This window comes from Streptomyces sp. NPDC093064 (assembly GCF_044754605.1).
In the GTDB taxonomy this organism is placed as follows: domain Bacteria; phylum Actinomycetota; class Actinomycetes; order Streptomycetales; family Streptomycetaceae; genus Streptomyces.
Genome location: NZ_JBIVPK010000022.1, coordinates 107,519 through 132,470 on the forward strand (window position 1 = coordinate 107,519; position 24,952 = coordinate 132,470).

General features: G+C 68.7%; 16 protein-coding genes. 11 read left to right on the forward strand and 5 right to left on the reverse strand.

What is annotated here, in order from left to right; all coding sequences use genetic code 11:
• Positions 1-249 precede the first annotated feature (249 nt).
• Positions 250-2,178 (forward strand): SpoIIE family protein phosphatase, encoded by a 1,929-nt coding sequence (locus tag ACIQFZ_RS25055; protein WP_402692170.1) that lies wholly within the window; start codon positions 250-252, stop codon positions 2,176-2,178.
• On the opposite strand, the gene ACIQFZ_RS25060 is transcribed toward ACIQFZ_RS25055, so the two are convergent.
• Positions 2,075-3,271: a PP2C family protein-serine/threonine phosphatase gene (locus ACIQFZ_RS25060; RefSeq protein WP_402692171.1), complete on the reverse strand. Its 1,197-nt coding sequence runs from the start codon at positions 3,269-3,271 to the stop codon at positions 2,075-2,077. The two genes, ACIQFZ_RS25055 and ACIQFZ_RS25060, sit on opposite strands and share 104 nt — an antisense overlap.
• A 707-nt stretch (positions 3,272-3,978) precedes the next feature.
• On the opposite strand from ACIQFZ_RS25060, the gene ACIQFZ_RS25065 reads away from it, so the two are divergent.
• On the forward strand, positions 3,979-6,099 hold the full coding sequence (locus ACIQFZ_RS25065) for a SpoIIE family protein phosphatase (RefSeq protein ID WP_402692172.1): 2,121 nt from the start codon (positions 3,979-3,981) through the stop codon (positions 6,097-6,099).
• Positions 6,100-6,208: 109 nt separating this feature from the next.
• Here ACIQFZ_RS25065 and ACIQFZ_RS25070 read toward each other — a convergent pair whose 3' ends face one another.
• Complete coding sequence (locus ACIQFZ_RS25070) at positions 6,209-8,368, reverse strand: alpha-galactosidase (RefSeq protein ID WP_402692173.1); 2,160 nt, start codon at positions 8,366-8,368, stop codon at positions 6,209-6,211.
• A gap of 189 nt (positions 8,369-8,557) precedes the next feature.
• Here ACIQFZ_RS25070 and ACIQFZ_RS25075 point away from each other — a divergent pair, with 189 nt between their 5' ends.
• The 7 genes from ACIQFZ_RS25075 (at position 8,558) to ACIQFZ_RS25105 (ending at position 19,132) form a co-directional block, all read left to right on the forward strand.
• Positions 8,558-9,739, forward strand: a complete 1,182-nt coding sequence (locus tag ACIQFZ_RS25075) for an ROK family protein (RefSeq protein WP_402692174.1) — start codon at positions 8,558-8,560, stop codon at positions 9,737-9,739.
• Between the two features lie 2 nt (positions 9,740-9,741).
• Complete coding sequence (locus ACIQFZ_RS25080) at positions 9,742-11,055, forward strand: ABC transporter substrate-binding protein (RefSeq protein ID WP_402692175.1); 1,314 nt, start codon at positions 9,742-9,744, stop codon at positions 11,053-11,055.
• Positions 11,056-11,074: 19 nt separating this feature from the next.
• Entirely contained in the window at positions 11,075-12,004 is a 930-nt protein-coding gene (locus ACIQFZ_RS25085; protein WP_402692176.1) for a carbohydrate ABC transporter permease, read from the forward strand.
• A gap of 38 nt (positions 12,005-12,042) precedes the next feature.
• A complete protein-coding gene (locus ACIQFZ_RS25090) occupies positions 12,043-12,924 on the forward strand; it encodes a carbohydrate ABC transporter permease (protein WP_402692177.1) in 882 nt (293 codons plus the stop codon).
• Positions 12,925-13,076: 152 nt separating this feature from the next.
• Positions 13,077-14,954: an alpha-galactosidase D gene (locus ACIQFZ_RS25095; protein WP_402692178.1), complete on the forward strand. Its 1,878-nt coding sequence runs from the start codon at positions 13,077-13,079 to the stop codon at positions 14,952-14,954.
• A gap of 177 nt (positions 14,955-15,131) precedes the next feature.
• Positions 15,132-17,549: a glycosyl hydrolase family 95 catalytic domain-containing protein gene (locus ACIQFZ_RS25100; protein WP_402692179.1), complete on the forward strand. Its 2,418-nt coding sequence runs from the start codon at positions 15,132-15,134 to the stop codon at positions 17,547-17,549.
• A 299-nt stretch (positions 17,550-17,848) separates the two neighbouring features.
• Complete coding sequence (locus ACIQFZ_RS25105; protein WP_402692180.1) at positions 17,849-19,132, forward strand: SGNH/GDSL hydrolase family protein; 1,284 nt, start codon at positions 17,849-17,851, stop codon at positions 19,130-19,132.
• 90 nt (positions 19,133-19,222) lie between these two features.
• Here the strand turns inward: ACIQFZ_RS25105 and ACIQFZ_RS25110 are convergent, their stop codons facing one another.
• From ACIQFZ_RS25110 to ACIQFZ_RS25120, 3 genes are all read right to left on the reverse strand, one after another.
• Positions 19,223-19,822 carry a flavodoxin family protein gene (locus tag ACIQFZ_RS25110; RefSeq protein WP_365427105.1) on the reverse strand — a complete coding sequence of 200 codons (600 nt, stop codon included), beginning with the start codon at positions 19,820-19,822 and terminating at the stop codon, positions 19,223-19,225.
• Positions 19,823-19,914: 92 nt separating this feature from the next.
• Entirely contained in the window at positions 19,915-20,322 is a 408-nt protein-coding gene (locus ACIQFZ_RS25115; RefSeq protein ID WP_402692181.1) for a carboxymuconolactone decarboxylase family protein, read from the reverse strand.
• A 44-nt stretch (positions 20,323-20,366) separates the two neighbouring features.
• Entirely contained in the window at positions 20,367-21,314 is a 948-nt protein-coding gene (locus ACIQFZ_RS25120) for an NADP-dependent oxidoreductase (protein WP_402692182.1), read from the reverse strand.
• 98 nt (positions 21,315-21,412) lie between these two features.
• On the opposite strand from ACIQFZ_RS25120, the gene ACIQFZ_RS25125 reads away from it, so the two are divergent.
• Together ACIQFZ_RS25125 and ACIQFZ_RS25130 are read left to right on the forward strand one after the other, a co-directional pair.
• Positions 21,413-22,369, forward strand: coding sequence for a LysR family transcriptional regulator (locus ACIQFZ_RS25125; RefSeq protein WP_402692183.1), 957 nt, complete (start codon positions 21,413-21,415; stop codon positions 22,367-22,369).
• A 405-nt stretch (positions 22,370-22,774) separates the two neighbouring features.
• Complete coding sequence (locus ACIQFZ_RS25130) at positions 22,775-24,829, forward strand: SpoIIE family protein phosphatase (protein ID WP_402692184.1); 2,055 nt, start codon at positions 22,775-22,777, stop codon at positions 24,827-24,829.
• Positions 24,830-24,952: the final 123 nt, after the last annotated feature.

Genomic DNA, 24,952 nt, shown 5'->3' on the forward strand with positions numbered 1-24,952 from the left:
TCCACTCACCGTCCGGCGCGGGGCCCGGTCGGCCTGCGGCCTCGGGGCCGGTGTCAGCGGGCCCCCGGTCCCGGAGTTCTGGCTCACGGGAAACACGATCAGGCTGGGTGACAGAGTCCATGGCAACCCATTCCCGGCAAGCAAAAGGATCCGATTACTTCCCTTTTAGGCTACATTCACCATGTGTGTCGGACCGGCCGGGAGTCGCCAATGGGCTCATCCCTTGATCCGCGTGAATCCGTGTCGCGGATGCGCGTACCCGCAGACGAACTCGCTGCCTCGACAGCGCGCAGGTTCCTGCGCGCCGCGCTCGTCGAACGATCCGCTCTGCAGTTCCCGGGAGCGCCGGCGATCAGCGAGCGGCTCCTCGACGACGCAGCACTCCTCGTCAGCGAACTGGTCACCAGCGTCGCCACACAGGCCGCGTTCGAGATCGAAGTGGTCTGCAGCCTCGACGTCGGTCGAGGCTCGCCGGCCGATGCCATGCAGGGTGCGGCCGGACGGATGGGGGTCGTGGTCGAAGTGCTGGACCACAGCTCATCCGGCACCGTCCGTGACGGAGACGGCATACACAGCGACGTACGCGGCTACGGCCGGCAGCTGATGCGCGCGCTGGCCCAGTCGTGGGGTGTGACCTACCGGCATACCGAGAAGGCCGACTGGTTCCGCGTGGAGTGCGCCATGGAGACCCCGCTCGAGACCGGCCAGCAGGGCCTCACCGAATCCATTCCCCGCGAGCCGGCGACCCCCGAGCCCGATACGGCCGCACCGCCGCGCGACGGCCGGGGCCGCAGCGTCGAGTGGGCCGAGCGTGAAGGACGGTCGTTCCTCGCCGAGGCCGGCGAGCTGCTCGTCGGACAGATGGACGAGGACATGGTCGCAGCGCTCGCCGGACAGCTCCTGGTCCCCAGGCTCGCCGACTGGTGCGGCGTATGGCTGACCACCGACAGCACCGAGTTGCGGCTTTCCCATGTCTGGCACATGGACGAGCGGCGGATCCGCACACTCCGCCTGGCGCTGGAGAAGAACCGTCCGCCTGCCGGGCCGGGGATGACCGGTGGCCCGTGGCCCTGGCCCTGGCCCGCGCATGGAGGAGCCGAGCAGGGCGGCTCCGCGCTGGCGTTCCCGCTCGTCGCGGGCGGGCAGTACCACGGCACGCTTCTGATCGGCCAAGCAGGACTCCCTCACATGACCGACGCCGTCGTACGGCTCGCGGAGGACGTTGCCCAGCGGGTGGCCCAGGCGGTGGTCACCGTCCGCCGCTACACCCGGCAGGCGAGCATCAGCCGCACACTCCAGCGCAGCCAGCTCCCCATGTCCCTCGCCACCATTCCGGGCGTCGACACGGCGATCGTCTACGAGCCCTGCGGTGAGGGTCAGACCGTCGGCGGAGACTTCTACGACCTGTTCCCGATGGGAGACCACCGCTGGTGCTTCCTGCTCGGCGACGTGTGCGGCCACGACCTGGAGGCCATGTCCGTCACCGGCCTGGCCCGGCACCTCGTACGGCTGCTGGCACGGGAGGGCCACGGCGTCGAGTCCCTTCTCAACCGGCTGAACCTCGCGATGGCGGAGGAGGCAGCCGAGGCCATGGCATTCCGTGGCGAGCACGAGAACTCCCGCTTCCTGAGCCTGCTGTACGGAGAGTTGGAGCCGGATGCGGTCGCCGGCGGCGCGCGATGCACGATAGCCAGCGCGGGCCATCCGCTTCCGTTGCGGCTGTCGACCGACGGCTCGGTGACTCCCGCCGCAGCCCCGCAGATGCTCCTCGGAATCGACAAGCTTGAGGAGTTCCACGCCAACACCTTCACTCTCGCGCCGGGTGAGACACTGCTGTGCGTGACCGACGGCGTCACCGAACGCCGCAGAGGCACACGGCAGTTGGACGACGACGACGGCCTGACGGAGGTACTGCGCGGATGCGTCGGACTGGGCGCGAAGGCCGTGGCGGAGCGGGTCCGGCGGGCCGTTCACGACTTCAGCACCGAGCCGATGGACGACGACCTGGCCGTGCTGGTGCTGGAGGCCGTTCCAGTACCCGAGAGGGGCGGCATCACAGCCGACCTGCAGGGCGTCAGTCGGCCGCCGGAGGGCGACTCGGTTCGGTGGTTCGGAGGGATAGCGGAGCACGAAGGGACTGGATGGCGTATCCCAGTTCGTGGCCAGGACGGGGAATGAGGCTACGGCGGATGGCGATGAGGGCGACATCGTCGCCGAGGCGCCCGCCGGTGTGGGCGATCAGGTCACGACGGATCTGGTGCAGCAGGTCTTCTGGATCGTGGTCGGCCCACTGGGCGGCGCGTTCCGCGAAGGGGTAGAAGGCGCCCTGCTGGTCGCGGGCCTCGATGACACCGTCGGTGTACAGGAGCAGGGTGTCGCCCGGGCCGAAAGGCAGGACACCCAGGGTGTGGTCGTCGGGGTCCGTCAAGCCGATACCGAGCGGCGGTGCGGGGTCGAGGCCGGGCACGGTCACCCTGTTGTCCGGGCCGAGGAGCAGGGGTGCCGGGTGGCCGCAGTTGGTGATCCGGACGACGGGCTCGTCGTCGGGGATCTCCAGTAGAAGAGCGGTGACGAAGCGCTCGCCCGCCTCGTCCGCGGGCTCGAAGTCGATGAGGTAGCGGGCGATGCTGCGTTCCAGGGCGGCGGCGAGCTGGGGTAGGGAGGCGTGTTGGTGGGCGGCCTCGCGGAAGGCGCCGAGCAGGAGGGCGGCCTCACCGACGGCGGGCAGGCCCTTGCCGCGCACGTCACCGATCATCACGCGGGCCGCGCTGTCGGTGCGGGCGGCGGCATAGAGGTCGCCGCCGATCTCGGCCTCCTCCTCAGCGGCAAGGTAGAGGCAGGCAAGCTGCAGCGGTCCCAGCCGGGTGGGAAGCGGCCACAGCAGGACGTGCTGTGCGGCCTCCGCCACCGTCCTCACCCGGGCCAGCTGACGCCTGTGCCGGTCACGCACCACACAGAAGGAGACCACCACCGTCGACAGCACCGCCAGAGCGACCATCTCAACCAGCACGTTCCGAGACAACAGCAGGCCATCACGCCAGCCGACAAAGCCTTGGGCCATGACGACCAGGGCCCCGATACCGCTGGTCACCCAGGGGCCCTCGGACCACGCAGTAAGCGCGGGCGCGATCACCAGCAGGGGGCCGAGAACGATGTCGGCCGGCGTCACGATGTCCAGGACAGTGATCAGCACGATGAGCGCAACCGGTATCAGCAGCAACAGGTGGCTCGACCACGGCTGCCCCAGGCCCGCGACACGTTGATTCCTCACGCGCATGACTTCCACAGTGTGCAACTTCTTGGCCCGGTGTGCGAAGGCATGCCGGCAGCGAAGCCAGGGGACCACGCTCCGGCCACAGGCATGAGCTGTCACCGAACCGGCGATTGCCGCAGGCGGTGGGCGTACGGCGGCTACGGACAGGATGTCACCGATGACCTTGAGCGAGGGTCAGCGGCTCAGGCACGTCATTAGATCTCGTGTTCGATTTGTGACCAATCCCCGACGGAGTGCTTCACCCCACCTGGTCTGTCCAAGACTGCCCGAAGGCCATCGCCGCACATCCGAGCCGGGACGAGGCGGCGACCGCTGACGGTAGCCCCCGGAGTGGGCCTTCAAGTCGGTGCGGCGGCCGCGGCCACGATTGGGCAGTGAGCGTGACTTTGGATGCCTATGCCTGTTCGGAAGGCTATTGTGCCTGTATGGGTCACGCGCGATGCGGCTGGTGCGGTGTTGCGTTGCCACAGCCGATGGGCACAACGACCATGGCGTCGACAGGTGCAGATCCGGTGCCGCAGGTGCGGGCTGCGGTCCATCAGGTGCTCGCAGTACATCGGCAAGTGCAGCCTTTCGCGGAAGTGACGCCGGCGCCGGGGACGGGGCGAAGACGCACCGCGGTGGTCCCCGCCACGAAGGCCGAGGCATCCCGGGCACACCGCATACGAGGCCTCGCTCCAGTTCCAGAAGGTCGGTGAAAAGGCGTGCAGTCTGCCGCCCCTGGCCCCGCCTCGGGTTGGGAAGACCTGGCCACTCTCGTCCGCCGCCTGATGCAGGACGCCGGTGCTTCGGGCGGCATGCTGTTCCTCCTGCCGCCGCGGGAGCGGGCGTTGCAGTTGTCGATGGTGTACGGGACTTCCTGGCACATCGTCGCCCCCTGGGCCCGGATCAGGGTGGAGGAGGCAGTCCCGGTGGCTGAAGCGACGCGGGAGAGGCGCCTGGTCTGGGTCGGCAGCCCCGAGGAGTTGGCCTTGCACTACCCAAGGCTCGCTCTCGTGGTGCCGGACCACGCCGTGGCAGCCGCCCCGATCATCGCCAGTGGTGCCGTACGGGGTACGGTCTGCCTGCTGTGGCCCTCCTGGCATCCCACGAGTCTGGACCGGGGTGAGCGTGAGGCGATCGACACCTTCTGCCACCAGGCGGGCCTGGTACTCAAGCGCGCTGTGGCAGGCGGTCACCCGCTCTTACCCGAGGGCCGTCCGCGGGTGCTGGAACCGGTGCGTTCTCACACCCTGGGCCAAGGCGAAGCCCGGGCCGCCTATGACTTCGCCGCCCGCCTGCCGGGGGCGCTGTCACTGGACCTGGAAGGCCGGATCACTTTTCTCAACGATGCGGCGGCCGACCTGCTCGGGGTTCGCGCCGCCGACTTGCTGGGCGCCCGCCCGTGGGAGCGCCTGCAGTGGCTCGGCGACCCCACCTTCGAGGACCGATTCCGTGCCGCGGTCATCAGCCGCCGGCCCGCTCACTTCACTGCTGTGCGCCCACTGGATCGGCGGCTTTCCTTCCAGCTCTACCCCGACGCCTCCGGTGTCAGCATCCACATCGTTCCTCTCCCGCATGCACCGCCCGCCGAGCCGGAGCGACCCAACCCGTCTCCTGCGGAGCAGACCGGGGCCACGACGCTCTACCACCTGATGCACCTGGCGGCGAGCCTCACCGAGATGGTGCGGATGGAAGACGTGGCCGACAGGATCGCCGACCAACTCGTGCCTGCCTTCGGGGTTTCGGGCCTGGCCCTGATGACGGCGGACGACGGACGGCTGCGGGTCGTCGGTCACCGTGGGTACCCTCCGGCCTTCATGGCCCGCTTCGACGGCGAGTCCCTGAGCTCCAGTGCCCCACCCGCACGGGCGCTGTCCATGCAGAGGCCCCTCTTCTTCGCCAGCTTCGACGAGTTCAAGCACGCCTACCCGAACGTTGTCCGCTATGGCGGCAGGAACGCATGGGCCTTCCTGCCGCTGGTCATCCGCGGCCGTCCCGTCGGGCTCCTGGTGCTGTCCTATAGCGAGGCCCGCCGCTTCCCGCCGACCGAGCGGAACCTCCTCATCTCGGTGGCCGGTCTGATCGCCCAGGCCCTGGACAGGGCCCGCCTGTACGACGCCAAGCACAATCTTGCCCGCACCCTGCAGAACGGCCTGCTGCCGCGAAGACTGCCCGCCATCCCCGGCCTGCACGTCGCCGCCCGCTACTTGCCCGCAGGCCGCGGCATGGACATCGGCGGCGACTTCTACGACCTCATCCGCTGCGACGCCACCAGCGCCGCCGCGGCCATCGGCGACGTCCAAGGGCACAACGTGCAGGCCGCCGCCCTCATGGGCCAACTCCGCACCGCCGTACACGCCCACGCCGCCGCCGGCGCTCCTCCCAGCGAACTCCTGGCCCGCACCAACCGACTGATGTGCGACCTCAACCCGGGACTGTTCGCCAGCTGCCTCTACGTCCACCTCGACTTGACCCAGCACCGCGCCCGCCTGGCCACCGCCGGACATCCCCCACCCCTGCTACGCCGCCCGGACGGCCGCACCGAGATCCTCCAGGTGCCGCCCGGCCTCCTGCTCGGGATCACCCCGGACGCCGATTACGCCGGCGTGGAGATTCCGCTGCCCCCGGGCACCACCCTCGTCCTGTACACCGACGGCCTCGTCGAAGCCCCAGGCATCGACATCGACCATGCCATCGCCGAACTCGCCCACCAGCTTGCCCAAGCCGGGGACGACGACATGGACACCCTCACCGATACGCTCCTCCAGTACGCTTCTCACGGCATACCGCGCAGCGATGACATCGCCATGCTCCTGATCCACCGGACGGAGCCGTTTGCTTGAGCGCAGTGCCCGACGAGTGAGCTCACGGGGCTGGAGCGGCTTCACCTCACAACACTCAACCTGGCCGGGGCATCCCGAGTGCGCCGGGCTCTCCAGCCGTATCCAGGACTCATGATCCGGATGGGCTGCCGTCGTCCACCGCCTCGTCGTCCACCCTGATCAGGTGCAGGGACGCGCTGGACCAGTCACCGGCCGGCAGCTCGGGTGTGATCCCGTACCCCGTCAGTACGGACGCGTGGTGCACGGCGCCGGTGGCGGCGTTCCGGTAGCAGGCGGCGGGACCGAGGCCTGCGAGCCTGAGGGCGGGGCGCGGCATGCCGTAGCGGGGTACCCGCTGCCACACCAGCACGAAGACCTCCCGGCGGTCCGGGGTGGTGTACTGCACAGCGGTCGGCCCGTCGTCGACGGGACCGCGCAGCCGGTGCTGGATGCCGTGCTGAACGATGTGGCGGACCTTCTTGTACTGCGCCACCAGCTCCGCGCCCTGGGTGAACTCCTCCGGTGTCCAGTGTGCGAGGTCCCCGCCCACCGCCAGGACGCCCGCCATCGCCGCATGGAAGCGGTAGCGCATCGGCACCGAGCGGCCGGTGAGCTGGTTGGGCACATCCGTCACCCACGCCGCCATCACCCGTGCCGGGTAGATCTGACCGAAGCCGTGCTGGATGGTCACGCGGTCCGCCGCGTCGGTGTTGTCGGACGGCCACGCCTGGTCCGTACGGGAGAGAATGCCGAGGTCGACGCGCCCTCCGCCGCCGCTGCACGTCTCGACGCGCAGCCCGGGGTGGTCGGCACGCAGCCGGTCGATGACGCCGTAGAGATTGTGCACGTACCGGGTCCACAGCAGGTCCTGCCCGTCCTCCCGGTCGGGCCAGCCGGCCTCGCTGAAGGCTCGGTTCATGTCCCACTTGAGGAAGTCGATCGCGTTGTCCGCGACCAGCCTGGTCAGCCATGTGTACGCCCACTCGGCGACGTCGTCGCGGGCGAAGTTGAGCACCAGCTGGTTGCGCAGTTCGGTGCGGGTGCGGCGCGGGAAGTGCAACACCCACTCCGGGTGCGCCCGGTAGAGGTCGCTGTCCGGGCTGACCATCTCGGGCTCCACCCACAGGCCGAAGCGCATGCCGAGCCGGTGGACCTCCTCGATGAGGGGTCCCAGCCCCTGCGGGAACCGCTCGGCGGCCGGCGCCCAGTCGCCGAGTCCTGCGGTGTCGTCGCGGCGGCCTCGGAACCAGCCGTCGTCGACGACGTAGAGTTCCGCCCCCAGCTTCGCCGCCTGGGCCGCAAGCTTCTTCTGACCGGCCTCGTCGACGTCGAAGCCGGTGGCCTCCCAGGAGTTGAACAGCACAGGGCGCGTCTCGTCCGGGTGCGGGAGCACATGGGTCAGGACGTAGGCATGCCAGGAGCGACTCGCCGCACCGAAGCCGCCGTCGGTGTAGAGGGCCGCGAAGCGCGGGGTCGCGTACTCCTCGCCCGGGCCGAGGGGCAGTGCCGTTCCGTCATGTCCCGCTCCGCCCGTGAAGGCCGTCCGTCCGTCGGGCGTGCGCTGCACCGTGAGGTGCCAGCTGCCGCTCCAGGCCAGGGCCGCACTCCACACCTCGCCCCGCTCCTCGGTGGCATCGCCGGCGTCCAGCATCAGCCACGGGTTCGCGTGGTGGCTGGTGATGCCGCGCCGACTGGTGAGCACGGTCTCGCCGTGCGGGACCGGCTCGCGGTGCAGCAGGCTCTCCGCCGACCACTGGCCCGTGACATGACTGATCCGGTAGTCGTCGCGCGGCGGCAGTGTCCAGGCGGCCGAGTCCGCGCGGAGCACAGTGATCGGTTCTTGTCCGGTGTTGCGCAGCACGGTCCAGCGCTCGACGACGTCCGTGTCGTCGTGGACGCGGTAGTGGAGCGTGACCGCCAACGGGTAGTGGCGGTCAGCGAACTCGAGGGCGAGTTCGGTGGTTCCGGGTGCCGGTTCGCTGATCCGGTGGCCCAGGTGCGCCCACTCGAAGGAGCGGGTGCCGTCGGCGAACCGCACCCGGAGCGACGGCGCTCCGTACCGGGCCCCACCGTCGACCGGCAACTCCTCACCGGCCGGTGAGCGGCCCTCGAAGCTGCTGACGTCCCCGGCATGAGGAGGCACGAGTTGGCCGACGGCAGCGAGGGGCAGCCTGGGTCCCCAGGCGAGGTGGCAGGGGGCTCCGGTCTGGTCGACCCGCACCGCGTACGACGTGCGCACCGTGGAGAGCAGCCAGACACCGGAGGTGGGGTCGAAGGAGATGGCAGACATTGATCCTCACGTTCGGAGAGTGCCACACAGGGGACCAGGACCAATGCGCAGCCAACCTCGCCTCTGATCACATGTCAATGCCCCGTCCACACCTATGTTTTCCAGGTTGATCAGGTTCAACCCCTCGCTGCCCAAAGGGGGCTGCATTTTTTATTGACAGCAGAAAAGAACCTTCCTAAGTTTCCGGCCATGCGCTCGACCGACTCCCATGGGGCGGCCCCGGCGATGACGCCGGCCGCTTCCCTCGTCTTCACCACCCTGCTGTCCCACGGTCCGCTCACCCGTTCGGAGGTGGGGCGGCGGACCGGACTCTCTCCGGCCGCCGTCACCAAGGCGGTCCGTCCGCTGATGGAGCTCGGCTATCTGGTCGAGGCTGTGGACGAAGAGGCACGGCCGGCGGTGGGACGTCCGGCCAACCTGGTGTGGGTGGACGGGGGGAGGGCGCTGTTCATCGGGATCAAGGTGACGGGCGACGAGATCATCGCCGTGCTCTCCGACCTGTGCTGCCGTATCCGGATCTCCCGCCACGTACGGTTGACGGGCCGCGAGACGGAGACGGTGCTCCCCGCCCTCACCGCCCTGGTACAGGAGTTGCTCACGGAGGCCGACGGATTCGGTGTGCGGGTACGGGGGCTGGGCCTCGCGATCTCCGGGGACGTGGACCGCGCGAACGGGGTCGTTCGCTACTCGCCCTTCCTGGAGTGGCGGGACGTAGCGCTCGGCGAGATCGTCGGGACCGCGACCGGGCTGCCGGTCACGGTCGACAACGACGTGCGGGCGCTCACGGTCGCCGAGCACTGGTTCGGGGCCGGAGTCGGCCTCTCGGACTTCGCCCTGGTGACCGTGGGCGCCGGCATCGGCTGTGGCCTGGTGATACATGGGCGGGTGGTATCGGGTTCGCACGGCGTGGCCGGCGAGATCGGCCATCTGTCCCTCGATCCCCTCGGCCCGCTCTGCCACTGCGGCAACCGGGGGTGCGTGGAGGCGATCGCGGCGGACCCCGCGATAGTCCGCGCAGTACGCGAGGCCACGGGCAAGCAGGTGACCTCTGCGGCCGAGGCGCTGGATCTGGCCCACAGCGGAGACCCCGGTGTCCGAGAGGTCTACGCACGGGCCGGCGAGGCCATCGGCAAGGCCATCGGCTCCCTGGTGAACCTCCTCGGTCCCGAGCGGGTGATCATCTCCGGGGAAGGCCTTGCCGCCTACGACCTCTTCGCCGAGGGCATCCGGGACGCGTTCGCCGCCTCTGCCTTCGGTACCGCCTCGCAGTGCGACGTGATGACACGTCCCCTGCCCTTCGAGGAGTGGGCGCGTGGGGCTGCGGCCACCGCGATCCAGTCCTTCATCGGATCAGAAACCTACGAGGAGTAGCAATGACGCTGCACAGCCGCAGCCTTCGGACCGCCGCAGGTCCCAGCCGCAGGACGGTGCTTCACGGGCTGTTCGGTGTCGGGGCCGCCGCCCTGGCCGTGCCCGCCCTCGCCGCCTGCGGGGCAGGGGCCGGGTCCGACCCGAAGACGGTGACGTTCGGGTCGAACGGCGGGGACGCCACCCCGAAGAAAGCCTACGCTGCGGTGACGGACGCCTTCCAGAAAGACAGCAGCCTCACGGTCAAGACGAACGTCGTCGACCACGACACCTTCCAGAAGAGCATCTCCACCTACCTGCAGGGCACCCCGGACGACGTCTTCACCTGGTTCGCCGGCTACCGCATGCAGTACTTCGCCAAAAAGGGCCTGGCCACTCCCATCGACGACGTATGGGCCAAGATAGGCGCCGGCTACAGCGACGCCACCAAGCAGTTGTCCAAGGGCGAGGACGGGAAGTACTACTTCGTCCCGCTCTACAACTACCCGTGGGCCGTCTTCTACCGCAAGAGCGTCTTCCAGCAGCACGGCTATCAAGTCCCCACCAACTGGGGCCAGTTCGTCGCACTGGCCAAGCAGATGAAGAAGGACGGCCTCTCGCCGATCGCCTCGGGCTACGGTGGTGGCGACAGCTGGAGCATCCTCGGCGCCTTCGACTACGTCAACCTCCGCGCCAACGGCTACGACTTCCACATGTCCCTGATGAGGGGCCAGGTCGCCTGGACGGACGCCCGCGCGGCCAAGACGATCGATCTGTGGCGCGAGCTCGCCCCCTACTACCAGGCCAACGGCGGCGGCCGCTCGTGGCAGGACGCCGCGCAGTCGCTGCTCGACAAGAAGTCCGGAATGGCGATCATCGGCCTCTTCCTCGGCCAGCAGGTCACCGACGAGTCCCTCCGCTCCGACATCGACTTCTTTCCCTTCCCGGAGATCGACCCGGCCTACGGTCAGGACACGGTCGAGGCGCCGACCGACGGTTTCATGCTCAGCCGCAGGCCGAAGAACCTCGACGGTGCCACCAAGTTCCTCGAGTTCCTCGGCAGCGCGAAGGCCGAAGGCATCTACATGGGCATCGACCCGAGCAACGTGGCCGTCAACTCCGGTACCGGCAAGGGGTCGTACAACGCCTTGCAGACCAAGGCAGCCGACCTCATCGCCGGTGCCAAGCACATCACCCAGTTCGGTGACCGCGACAGCGACCCCGGATTCATCTCCACCGTGGTCGAGCCAGGCTTCACCGAATGGCTGAACCATCCCGATGACGGCTCAGCCCTCCTCAAGAAGATCGAGTCACAGCGCTCGCGCTTCTTCACGGCCTGATCCCGCGGGAGGGTTCACCATGTCCTCCGTGCGTACCATGCGTCGGTCACCGTCGCAGGCACACCCTCGTCCCCGCCGGCTCGGTCCTGGCGACCGCCTCTTCCTGACCCTCGTCGTCGGCATCCCCGTGCTCGCCCTGCTCGTCTTCGTCTGGCTGCCGGCGCTCGCCTCCATCTGCCTGTCCTTCACCAACTGGGACGGCCTGACCCTGTCCGACATCCACTGGATCGGACCGGGCAACTACCACCAGATCTTCACCAACTACCCTCCGTTCTGGCCGGCCGTCGAGCACAACGTGCTCTGGCTGCTGTTCACGGCGCTGCTCCCCACCCCGTTCGGGGTCTTCCTGGCCTACCAGCTCGACCACAAGATCCGTTTCACCCGCCTCTACCAAACGGCGATCTTCATGCCGATGGTGCTGTCCCTGGCGGTCGTCGGCTTCATCTGGGAGATCATCTACAACCCCGACACCGGCCTGCTCGACGGTGTGCTCGGCCACGACATCGACTGGTTGGGCAATCCCCACCTCAACCTGTGGGCCGTCCTGGTCGCCTCCGGCTGGCGGCACACCGGCTACATCATGATCCTCTACCTGGCCGGGCTGAAGGGCTTCGACCCCGCCCTGAAGGAGGCGGCCGCCCTCGACGGCGCCAACGGACGCCAGACCTTCCTGAGGGTGGTGTTGCCGGCCCTGAAACCGGTCAACATCATCATCCTGGTCGTCACCGTCATGGAGTCCCTGCGCGCCTTCGACGTCGTCTACGTGCTCGGAGGCGGTACCGGAAGCAAGCCCGGCATGGAACTGCTGTCGCTGCTCATCACCGACAACATCATCGGCGAGTCCAGCCACATCGGATACGGGTCCGCGCTCGCGGTGATCCTGCTCGTCGTCTCCCTGGCCGCGATCGGGACGTTCCTCGTCCAGACGTTCCGCAAGGAGGACCAGTGACCACGACCGCCACGCCGCCGACCCGCCGGTCACGTCCCTTGCCTGCGTATCATGTCGCGGCCTCCAAAGGGCCGAGGCGGCAGACCGGACGGCACATCCTGCTCGGCGGCATCGCGCTGCTGTGGCTCGTCCCGCTGCTGTGGGCCGTGCACACCTCCCTGCGCCCCTACTCCGACACCACCAGGCACGGGTACCTGTCCTGGCCGCACAGCATCAGCCTGCAGAACTTCACCGACGCATGGAACCAGTCGGGGATGCCGCACTTCTTCTGGAACTCCGTGCTCATCACGGTTCCGGCAGTGCTCGGCACCCTGTTGTTCGCCGCAGCGGTGGCCTTCTTCGTCTCGCGGTTCGACTTCCGCTGGAACATCGTGCTGCTGATGCTGTTCACCGCGGGCAACCTGCTCCCCGCCCAGGTCCTGATCACTCCGCTGTACCGGCTGTACCTTCTGGTACCGCTGCCCGCGTGGATGAGCGACTCCCTGCTCGTCTACAACTCCCTCTGGGGCATCATCTTCATCCACATCGCCTACCAGTGCGGATTCTGCACCTTCGTGCTGAGCAACTACATGAAGACGGTCCCGAAGGAGATCTTCGAAGCCGCTCTCGTGGACGGTGCCCCGGTGTGGCGGCAGTTCTTCCAGATCGTGCTACCGCTGTGCCGCCCGGCGTTCGCGGCGCTCGCGACCCTGGAATCCATCTGGATCTACAACGACTTCTTCTGGTCACTCGCGCTGATCGAAACGGGTGACAAGCGCCCCATCACCTCCGCACTGGCCAATCTTCAGGGCGCGTACTTCACCAACCCCAACCTCATCGCGGCAGGTGCTCTCATGACCGCGATCCCCACGCTCCTGGTGTACTTCACGCTCCAGCGACAGTTCATCAGCGGGCTCACCATCGGCTCGGGCAAGGGCTGAGACACCGGCCAGGCGCCCCGGCGGCCGGCCACCCGACCGCCTGCCCTGTCGGCCTGCCCGGAACAGCACCCGCCCCTTGCCTGCAACAACGCCCGTCCCCCACCGGGTACCACCGCGCGATTCCGCTCCCCCATCACCAGGAGGCCTGACCCATGCGGTCATCCCCGTACAGAGCACTGCGCGAAGCCCTCCCCCGCTCCCCGCGCCGTACCGTCAAAGCCGCGCTGGTCCTGGCCGTCACGGCGGGACTGACCACAGCGGTCCCGGCCGCCGCCACCCCGCCCACGGCCGTCCCCGCCAAGCCCACGACCGCAGCCGCCGCCTCGGCCACGACCACGGCGGACGTCTCCTCCGGCACGCCGGCCAAGCCGTACATGGGCTGGTCCAGCTGGAGCATGCAGTCCTCCCAGTACCCGGGCCTGAACCCGAACGGCAACTACAGCTACCTCACCGAAGCGAACGTCCTGAAGCAGACGGACGCCCTCGCCACCACGCTGAAGAACTACGGCTACGACCACGTCAACATCGACGCCGGCTGGTGGATGGACAACAACTGGACTCCCGAGTACGACCAGTACGGCCGGCAGACACCAGACCCGGTCCGGTTCCCCCACGGCATGAAGTCGGTCGCCGACCACATCCACTCCAAGGGCCTCAAGGCCGGCATCTACCTTCCCGTCGGTCTGGAGAAGGGTGCGTACGGCGACGGCAAGGCGCCGATCCACAACGCCCCCGGCTGTACCACCGCGGACGTCGTCCACCCGGATCTGCGCACCACCAACGGCTGGGACAGCTCCTACAAGCTGGACTTCGACAACCCCTGCGCCCAGAAGTACATCGATTCGCAGGCGCAGATGTTCGCCGACTGGGGCTACGACTTCCTCAAGCTGGACGGCGTGGGCCCCGGCTCGTTCAAGTCCGGTGACAACTACGACAACGTCGCGGACGTCGCCGCCTGGCACAAGGCCATCGCCGCCACCGGGCGCCCGATCCACCTGGAGCTGTCCTGGTCGCTCGACGTCGGTCACGCCGCCGACTGGAAGAAGTACTCCAACGGCTGGCGCATCGACACCGACGTGGAGTGCTACTGCAACACCCTGGTCACCTGGGAGAACTCGGTCAACGACCGGTGGGACGACGCCCCCGCCTGGAGCAGCAAGGCAGGCCCGGGCGGCTGGAACGACCTCGACGCGATCGACGTCGGCAACGGGTCGATGGACGGCCTCACCAACGCCGAGCGGCAGAGCTACATGACCCTGTGGGCCATCAACAAGTCACCTCTTTACACCGGTGACGACCTCACCAAGCTGGACAGCTACGGTCTCTCCCTGCTGACCAACCGGGAAGTCATCGCCGTCGACCAGAACGACTCGCCCGTCGCACGTCCCGTCACCCCGATGGGCGACGAGCAGGTCTGGGGAACCAAGAACCCCAACGGCACGTACACCGTCGCCCTGTTCAACCTCGGCAACTCGTCGGCTGCCGTCACCGCCTACTGGGCGTCCTTCGGATTCTCCGGCACCGCCTCCGTGCGCGACCTGTGGAACCACCAGGACATCGGGACACACAAGAACAAGATCACCGCGTCGCTGCCCGCACACGGCTCCCGGCTGTTCACCATCAAGCCCGGCGGCGCCCCACTGGCGACCACCAGCTACGAGGCAGAGTCCGCGAACAACACCCTGACCGGCAACGCCTCCGTCGCCACCTGCGACTCCTGCTCCGGCGGCAAGAAGGTCGGCAATCTCTACCTCGACAGCAGGCTGCAGTTCAACGACATCAAGGTGAAGAAGGACGGCATCTACACCGTCAACGTCGCCTACGTCAGCGGCGACCCCCGCTCGGTCACGGTCTACTCCAACAGCGGCAACGGCACCAGCCTGAAGTTCCCCTCCACGGGCGACTGGGGCACGGTCGAGACCGTCAGCGTCCAGTTGGCCCTGAAGGCGGGCTCCAACACCATCACCTTCGACAGCGGCTGGGACTACTCGCCCGACATCGACAGGATCGACGTACCCAAGTCCGCCTGACTCCTCCCGCGGGGCCCGGCAGTGACATGACCGGGCCCCGCACCCGGGCACCATCCCGCCTCACACCATCCCGCGCATCCGGGGTCCCCCACGCCCGGATGCGCGCCTCACCCAATGCCGGACGGCCCGTGGCCGTCGTCCCCGCATGCGCCGTCTGCCGGACATGGAGTGCACACCGTGGACACTCAGCACACCGAATCGCACGACCACCGCCCGAGCCGCAGGGGCTTCCTCGCTCTCGCCGCAACCACCGGCGCGGCCGCCGCCCTCGGCGGTCTTCCCGCCTTCACCGCCTCGGCCTCGCCCGCCCGCCCCGCCTCCTCGCCCATGCTGTCCGCGGCAGCCGCCGCGAAGAACCAGCTGTGGTGGCAGGCTCCCGGCTCCCCCAACTCGATGATCCAGCAAGGTCTGCCGGTCGGAAACGGGCGCCTCGGAGCGCTCGCGGGCAACGACCCCGCCGGCGAACTGCTGACGATCAGCGACGCCACCCTGTGGACCGGTGGTCTCAACGACGCCCTGCAGAGCGACGGCCAGTTCCCCTACGACCGCGACGACTTCGGCTCTCTGACCCTGCTGGCCGAGCTCACCGTCGACATCCCGGGGCACGACCTGGGCTCCGTCGACAACTACCGTCGCTCCCTCGACCTGGCTCAGGGCCTCGTCAGCGCCTCGTACGACCTCTCCGGCGTCACCTACCAGCGGCAGATCTTCGCCAGCCGCCCCGACGACGTCATCGTCCTGTATTTCTCCCAGAAGGGCGGCGGCACCTACACCGGTACCGTCTCCCTCGCCGGCACTCACGGCGAGTCCACCACCGCCGACAGTGCCGGGCGCCACACCTCGTTCGGCGCTTCCTTCGCCAACGGGCTGAAGTACGGCGCCGCCGTCACCGCGTACAGCCGCAGCGGCACGGTCGCCGTCAAGGGCGCGTCGATCTCCTTCAGCGGCTGCAAGGACCTCACCGTCGTCGTCAGCGGCGGCTCCAACTACGCGCCCGACGCGGCCGCCGGGTTCCGTGACCCGTCCGTGGACCCGGAGCACCTGGCGCGGACCAAGGTCCTCGACGCGGCCGGCCACTCCGCGAGCACCCTGCTGCACACACATGTCGCCGACTTCCGCCCGATGTTCGAGCAACTGGACATCAACCTCGGCACGTCGTCCGCCGCACAGCGCAAGCTGGACACCTGGCAACGGGTGCAGGCGCGCCACCGGGACGACGTCCCCGACCCGGAGCTCGAGGCCGCCTACCTGCAGTTCGGCCGCTACCTGATGATCTCCGGGTCGCGGGGCAGCCTGCCGATGGGCCTGCAGGGGCCGTGGCTGGACGGCAACGACCCGGACTGGATGGGCGACTACCACACCGACATCAACATCCAGATGAACTACTGGATGGCCGACCGGGCGGGCCTGCCCGACTGCTTCGACGCCCTCACCGACTACTGCCTCGCGCAGCTGTCCTCCTGGACGGACGTCACCCGGCGGCTGTTCAACTCACCGACGAACAGGTACCGCAACTCCAGCGGGAAGGTCGCCGGCTGGACCGTGGCCATCTCCACCAACCCCTACGGCGGTGGCGGCTGGTGGTGGCATCCGGCCGGCAACGCCTGGCTCTGCCAGAGCCTGTTCGAGCACTACGAGTACACCCAGGACCGCGCCCACCTCGAGAAGATCTACCCCCTCATCAAGGGCGCCGTGGAGTTCTGGGAGCCCCGCCTCGTCACCACGACCGTCACCGAAGCCTCCGGAGCCTCACGAGAGGTCCTCATCGCCGACAGCGACTGGTCGCCCGAACAGGGCCCGCTCGACGCCAAGGGCATCACCTACGCCCAGGAACTGGTGTGGAACCTGTTCGGCAACTACCGCACCGCAACCCAGGTACTCGGCAAGGACACCTCCTACAGCGCGACGATCGACGGTCTGCGTCAACGCCTGTACCTGCCCGTGGTCAGCCCCAAGACCGGCTGGCTGGAGGAGTGGATGTCGCCCGACAACCTCGGCGAGACCACACACCGGCACCTCTCCCCGCTCGTCGGCCTCTTCCCCGGCGACCGTATCCGCCCGGACGACTCCACGCCGAAGGACATCCTCGCCGGCACGACGGCCCTGTTGACCGCCCGCGGCATGAACAGCTTCGGCTGGTCCAACGCCTGGCGCAGCCTGTGCTGGTCACGGCTGAAGAACGCGGAGAAGGCCTACCAGCTCGTCGTCAACAACTTGAAGCCGTCGGCGGGCGGCAGCAACGGCACCGCGCCGAACCTCTTCGACATCATGGATATGGGGCAAGGCCGCGGCATCTTCCAGATCGACGCGAACTTCGGCACCCCCTCCGCGATGATCGAGATGCTGCTCTACTCGCGGCCGGGCCACGTCGAGCTGCTGCCCGCACTGCCCGCCGCGTGGGCAGCGTCCGGTTCGGTGTCCGGCGTCGGCGTCCGCGGCGGTTTCGTCGCCGACTTCACCTGGAAGGACGGCAAGGTCGCCCGGGTGACGCTGAAGAGCGTCGGCGGCCGCGACACGACCGTCCACGCGGCCGGCACCTCACGGAAGATCAGCCTCGAGCCCGGCAAATCCATCACGCTGGGCAACCTCGGATGAGGCCGGACCGGCACACGTGACCGGGCCGCCGGTCAGGACCGCGTGACGACGTCCTGCGGGCAGAGTGCCAGTGGCCGGACATGGCGGTCAGGGGTCGGTCCTGACCGCCATGCCCACCGTGTCGGCGGCGTGGGGTCCAGCGGCCGAGGAAGCCCCTGCCCGGCCCTGTGACGTTCATCCGACGCACCAGCCTGCCGTCCATGACCCGCCGAGGACCGGAAGCCGGACCGGGTCTGCCTGCCGAGGCCCCGAAGCACCTCGGCCCGCCGCGCACCACGAGAAGAGTGGAGAGATCGTCGATGTCCCACAAGAAGGAAAGCCCGGCATCGAGTCGTCGACCGCGTCGCAGGTTCCTGCCGGCCCTGGTCGTGACGCTGACCGGCATGGCCCTCACGGTCGTTCCGCTGAGCACGGCGAACGTGGCGACGGCCGCCACGTCCTCGCCACAGGGCAAGGACACCAGGGTCAGTGCCTGGTCGCCCAGCATGACGACCGGCGGCCCGTCCTTCAGCAACCAGACCATCCGGATGGTGGTGCACAGCAGCGTCACGGGCTCGGACGTACGCATCACCCTGTCCAACCGCTACAGCAGCACCCCGCTCGATGTCAGGGCCGTGGACGTCGCGGTCCAGGCGAGCGGCGGGGAGGCGACGCGCGGCACCACCCGCAACGTCACCTTCGGGCAAGCCCGCAACGTCACGATCCCCGCCGGCCAAGAGGCGGTCAGCGACGTCGTGCCGATCTCGGTCAGCGCCGGGAAGAACCTGCTCGTCAGCCTCTACGTGCCCGGCACGACGGGCACCTCGACCTGGCACTCCGACGCATTCGACACCACCTACATCGCCTCCGGCGACCACACCGGTGACAACAGCCCCGCCGCGTTCGGCACCACCACGACCTCCTGGTACTACCTGGCGGGGCTGGACGTCATGTCATCGACCGCTCGGGGCACCGTCGTCGCCTTCGGTGACTCCATCACGGACGGCTACCACTCCTCGACCGGCACCTACACCCGGTGGCCCGACTTCCTCGGACGTCGGTTGGGCGCCGCACCAGGGCCGCAGAAGCTGAGTGTCGTCGACGCCGGAATCGGCGGCAACCGGGTCCTCACCGACGTCCCGAACCTGTGGCAGGGGGTCAGTGCCCTCAAGCGCTTCGGGCACGACGCCCTCGGCCGGCCGGGCGTCAAGGACGTCATCCTCTTCGAAGGCATCAACGACATCGGCAACAACGCCGGACCCGACGGCCGGCCGCTGACCGCCCAGGACCTCATCAACGGCTACCGCACGCTGATCGACAAGGCACATGCCGCCCACGTCAATGTCATCGGCGCGACTCTGATGCCCGACGAGGGCAACGGGTACTACACGCCTGCCGCCGAGACGATCCGTCAAGACGTGAACCGGTGGATCCGCACCAGCGGCGCCTTCGACGGCGTCATCGACTTCGACCGGACCATGCGCGACCCCGCGAACCCGGCTGCCCTCAACCCGGCCTACGACTCAGGTGACCACATCCACCCCAATGACGCGGGCATGAAGGCGATGGCCGACGCGGTCGACCTGCGGCTCCTGGACACCTGACGCGGCCAAGCCGAGACCGGCGACCTGGGACAGCGCGACCGGCCGGCTGAAGCCCAGGCCGCCGCCCCTGCGCCCGGCTGGTCGCAGTTGTCAAGCGACGGCCGCCCGCCCGGCGCGGAAGATGGCGGCGGTTTCAGCCACTCGACGACCGAGGTGTTCGGCGGTGGCGATATCGGCCTTGTGCACCGCCTCGGCTCCCTGGTCCACATGGGTCTGGGCGGCGGCACCAAGAGAGAAACCGAGCCGGTTCAGGTCGTTCTCGGAGGCCTGCGAACTGTTCCAGCCGGGATGCAGGCCGAGGTTGACCCAGTGCATGCCGAGCTGAGCGGCGAGCACGGTGAAGTACTGCAAGGTGTGCAGCTTGTCACCGCTTTTGGCGCCGGAGTTGGTGAACCCTGCGGCAAGCTTGTCCCGCCACGTGGCAGGCGTGAAACGCTTCGAAGTGGCCTCGGCGAAGGTGTGGAAGGCGCCGGATGCGGTCCCCATATAGGTAGGCGAACCGAAGATGATGGCGTCCGAAATATCCAGCATGGACCACTGCTCATCGGTGATCTTGTCAACCCTGATCAGGTGGACGACCGCAGTGGCGTCGGCCGCGCCGATGCGGACTGCCTCGGCGAGCACGTCGGTGTGGCCGTAGCCGGAGTGGTACGCGACGGAGACGATGGGGCTGTCCGCGTGCTGTCGCATCAAGAAGTCCTTTCATTGATTCATGGAAGTTTGTTGCACCGGAGCTCACGGCATTCGCGGTGGCCGCGTCGTCGGCTGCTTTCGACGAACCGTCACACCGCTCGGCGGGAGGCGAGGAGTTCGGCGACCGCTTGTGAGGCTTGGATCGCGCGGGGGAAGCCGGCGGGGATGGTGGTGAGGTAGACGATCTCCTTCAATTCCTCCTCGGGGACACCGGCGTTGAGCGCGTAGCCACCGTGGATCTTGATGAAGTCGCCGAGGCCGAGTGCCGCGAAGGCGGCGACGAGCGCGAGTTGGCGGGTGCGCACGTCGAGCACGGTTCGAGCGAGGATCTCGCCGACGGCGTAGGAGGTGACGGCGTTGGCCAGGAAGGGGAAGTCCCGGTCGAGCGTTTCCAGCAGCGCTGGGTTCGGGTCTCCGCTCAGCTCCGCGGTGATCCGCTCACCCCGCTGCCGCCGGGCAGCGGTGGTCTCGTTCGGGTCGATGGCGTTGGCAGCCATGGTGTATGCCTTTCGGTCGGACAGGTCGGGTTGCACAGTCGCCGTCAGATGCGGACCGTCGTCTTGCCGCGTGCGCCGCCCGCGGCGTTGCGTCCCAGCGCTCCGGGAATCTCGTCCAGCGTGACGACCTGCTGGATCGGGACCGTGATCCGGGCCGCGGCGGCCTCGGCGGTGATGCGGGCGAGCAGGTCCGGCTTGTCCTGCATCATGAAGTTTCGCACCACGATTCGTTCGGAGGCGAGCAGCCGCGGCGTCGCGACGAGCGCCACGGACACGGCTGCGCCGCCGTCGCGCACCAGCCCGGCGTTTTCGGCGAAGCGGGCCGGGTCGCGGGTCAGGTCGAGCACGGCGTCCACTCCGCCGGGATGGGTCTTGCGCACCTGTTCGGCCACTTCGCCGGCCGTGTAGTCGACCGTCTGGGCGGCGCCGAAGTCCCGGATCCACCGGTCGGCTTCGGGCCGGGCGGTGGCGATGACCTCCGCGCCGCGGGCTGCCGCCAACTGGACGGCGAAGACCCCGACCCCGCCGGTGGCGCCCACGACCAGGATGGACTGCCCAGCTTGCAGGCCGATGGCTTCGAGGGCACCGAGCGCGGTCATGCCGGCGGTCGGCAGCGCCGCCACGATCTCGGCCGGCATGCCATCCGGCACCCGCTGGAGCGCCCCGCTGTCCGGGGTCTCCGTGACGAGTGCGTACTCTGCGAAGGTGCCGTGGCCCAGCGGCGCGCGCAGGAACTGGCCGTGCACGACGTCGTCGACCTGCAGCCCGCGCACCCCTTCACCGACCTCCGTCACGCGCCCCGCGCCGTCGACGCCGAGTACGAGCGGGAAGACGTGCGGCATGGGCAGCCTGCCCACCGCGATCCCCAGGTCGATCGGGTTCACCGACGCCGCCGCCAGCTTGACCAGAACCTCACCCGGTGCCGGGTGGGTCACAGGGAGTTCCATCAGCTCCGGCGGGTCGCCGATGTTGCGCACTGCGACTGCTCGCATGGTCCTTCTCCTGTTCATTAGGGGAATCACCCGCCAGTGAAGCCGCTGCCGCGGCGGACCTGAAATGCCGATCCGATTGCCACTGATACTCTGGAGGTATGAATGAGTTGGAGACGCGGCAGCTCCGATACTTCGTCGCGGTGGCGGAGGAACTGCACTTCGGGCGTGCGGCCAAGCGGCTCGGTATGACGCAGCCGCCTCTCACTCGCGCCATCCGGGAGCTGGAGCGTCAGCTCGGCGTGCAGCTGCTCGAGCGCACGACGCGCCGGGTCACGCTCACCACGGCCGGCGAAGCCCTCCTGCAGGACGCCCGGACCGCGCTCGACGCGGTCAGCGCCGCAGCTCGACGGGCCCGACACGCCGGCGAACCCACGCCGATGCTGCGGCTGGCACTCAAGGCCGACATCGACGGCGGCCTGCTGCCGCAGATCCTCGACGCATACGCCCAGGAGGGGGCGTCCTTGCCGGTCCAGCTCGTCCTCGGCCGCGTCGGCGAGCAGGCGCAGGCCGTACGAGACGGCCGCGCGGACACCGCGTTGCTGCTCAGTCCCTTCGACGACCGCGGCTTGGACTCCGAGCCGCTGCTCACCGAGCCGTTTCTGATCGCCATGGCGGCCGACGCCCCGCTGGCCGCCCGCACCTGCCTGCACCTGACCGACCTCGCCGGCTGGAGCCTGCCCGACGGATCGCCCGCGGACCAGGGCCCCGTCACCGGGCGACACGGCACTGGCGGGACGCACGCCCGTCGGCCCGGCCCAACAAAGGACGAAGCATTCACCGCGGACACGGCGCAAGACGCCTCAGACCTGCCGCAGATCTTCAAGCTGGTCGAGCTCGGACGCATCGTCTGCTTCTTTCCGGCCTCGCTCACCCGGCGGTATCCGCGATCCGCGATCGCCTACCGTCCGGTCCAGGACGTGGAGCCGGCCACGCTGTCCGTGGCCTGGCCGCAGCACTCCCGATCCACCGCCGTCGCCGCCTTCGTCCGGGCGGCGACCAAGGTCGCGGCGACTGCCCAGCCAGAACCGGGTACACCGCAGACGGCGACTACCTGAAGCCCTCGCCGATGCCCTGGCCCGCCGGACTGGCGAGGCGAGCCGGGTTCGCCCATCCGTGTCAGCATGGGTCCGAACTGGCCTACGCAGCGCCTGCCCTGGTGCCGGCGAGGGCAGGAATCGGAACCATGGTGCCGTCGGGCCTGCTGGTTCCGCACGCAAGCCACGCGAAGGACAGCAAGATCGGGCACTCCTTCAGCCCGGCGTGGCCGAGCACGGGGCTCGTCCTGTCTCACAGGACGGCAGGTCGGGCGCCTGTTACGTTGTGAGAAGTGACCGATCCGACGGTAGCGCGGCCTGTCGTGTGTGTTTCGAACGCGCCCTTCCTGTGGTTCTGCCGGGATACCCGTGCAGGTTGGCCTGGGCGATACCCGGAGCATCTCCGGACTGTCCACGGGAGATGGCATGGCAGCGACCCATCGACTGGACGAACGTCTTTTCACGCTGCTCGTCGGCTACATCGCGTTGTTCTCCGCCCTCGTGCTCGAGATGTCGGGCGGTGGCCGCCTCAGGTGGGCCCTTTATGCGGTGTTCGCTCCCCTGATGGCAGCCGCGTTGCTGCCGTTCAAGCTCACCCTGGCGATCGGGGTGCTCTCCGCCGTGGCGGCCGGCATCGTCTACGGCCTCGCACTGCCCCACGTTCTTCCAGGCGGTCGCGTCGTGGTCATCGTGGGTACGGTGCTGGCGTGCGCTTTGAGTGTCGCCGTCTGCCGAATCCGGCTGCGACTCATGATCTCCCGGCGTCGGCTGGCTTTGCTGAGCGAGGCGAGCAAGTGCTTCGGCAACACCCTGGACGTGACGCAGACAGCCCGGGGAATCACGGAGGTCGCCGTCCCCCGGTTCGCCGACTTCGTCAGTGTGGGGGTGTTCGACGGCGTGCTGAGGGGCAAGGAGCCCCCGACCGGACCGTTCGCGGAACCCGTCGCGCTGCGCCTCATCGCGCAGCAGCCCAGATGCCCAGGACGCAACGGGAGCAGTGCGGGGGAACACCCGCAGGTGTCGCTCCCCGCCCGTTACCTGAGCGCGCGCCCGCCTGTGCAGGCCTGCTCCGTGGATGACGTCGACGTGAGGCGCTGGATCGCCCAGGATGGGAGTCTCGCCACCCCGACGGACGACGGCGGCGGGTACGCGGCGATCACGGTCCCGCTGTGCGCTCGGGGCAGTGTGCTCGGGGCGATGATGCTCCTCCGGCACCGGCGCCGCTACCCGTTCGACGCTGACGATCTCTTCCTGGCCGCAGAGTTGGCGACACGGGCGGCCGAGTGCCTCGACAACGCCCGCCTCTATACCCGTGAACGCGAAACGTCCCTGATCCTGCAGCACAGCCTTCTGCCCAGACACCTGCCCGAACTCGCGGCGGTGGAGGTGGCGAGCCGTTATGTACCGGCGAACCACGGAGCCGGGGTGGGTGGTGACTGGTTCGACGTGATACCGCTGTCCGGCGCTCGGGTCGCGCTGGTCGTCGGTGACGTGGTCGGGCACGGGCTGCACGCCTCGGCCACCATGACCCGGCTGCGGGCGGCCGTGCGCACACTTGCCGACATCGACCTGCAACCGGACGAACTCCTCACCCACCTCGACGATGTCGTCCTGCGGCTCAGCACCGAAGGCACACCCACGCGCGACGCCGAGGACGCCTTCGACGCCGCCGGCTCGGCGGGCGAGGTCGGAGCAACCTGCCTGTACGCAATCTACGATCCCGCAACAAGCCGCTGCGTGCTCGCCAGCGCAGGCCACCCGCCACCCGTCATGGTGGCACCGGATGGGAGCATCCGGGTCATCGACGTCCCCCCGGGCCCTCTCCTCGGCCTGGGGAATCTGCCCTTCGAGGCGGTGGACGTGCACGTACCACAGGGCAGCCTGCTGGCCCTTTACACCAACGGCCTCCTGCGTGAGCGCCATAGCGCCCCCGACAGCGGACTGCGGGAACTCCTCCACGCACTGAGCAGGCCGGAGCCCTCGTTGGAGGAGCACTGCCAGGCTGTCCTCGGCGCCCTCCTCGACGGCCAGCCCACCGACGACGTGGCGCTCCTCATGGCACGCACCCGGATCCTGGACGCCGACCACGTCGCCACCTGGGACCTCCCGCCGGACCCCGCCGCCGTGGCCGACGCCCGCGAGTACGCATCCCGCCAACTGGCTGCCTGGCAACTGCAGGACGCGCAATTCACCACTGAGCTCGTGGTCAGCGAGCTGGTGACCAACGCCATCCGCTACGCGCAACCTCCGATCCAGCTCCGCCTCATCCTCGAAGCCGACCATCTCACCTGCGAAGTATCGGACAGCAGCACCACCACCCCGCACCTGCGGCGGGCACGGACCTTCGACGAAGGCGGCCGCGGCCTGTTCATCGTCGCTCAGCTGGCTCGCCGTTGGGGAACGCGACACCGCTACGACGGGAAAACCATCTGGGCGGAACTGGCCACGGGAGACGGCGGCCCCGACCTCTGGACGAGCTAGTAGTGTGTCGCTGCTTAGCTGTGGGTGGTTTGGTCGGGATGCTGGTGTGTGGCAGATTCCCCTTCCGTTCTGCCGGACAGGGCTGGTGCGATGGGTTCGCAGAAGAAGAGGCCGGTGGTGCTG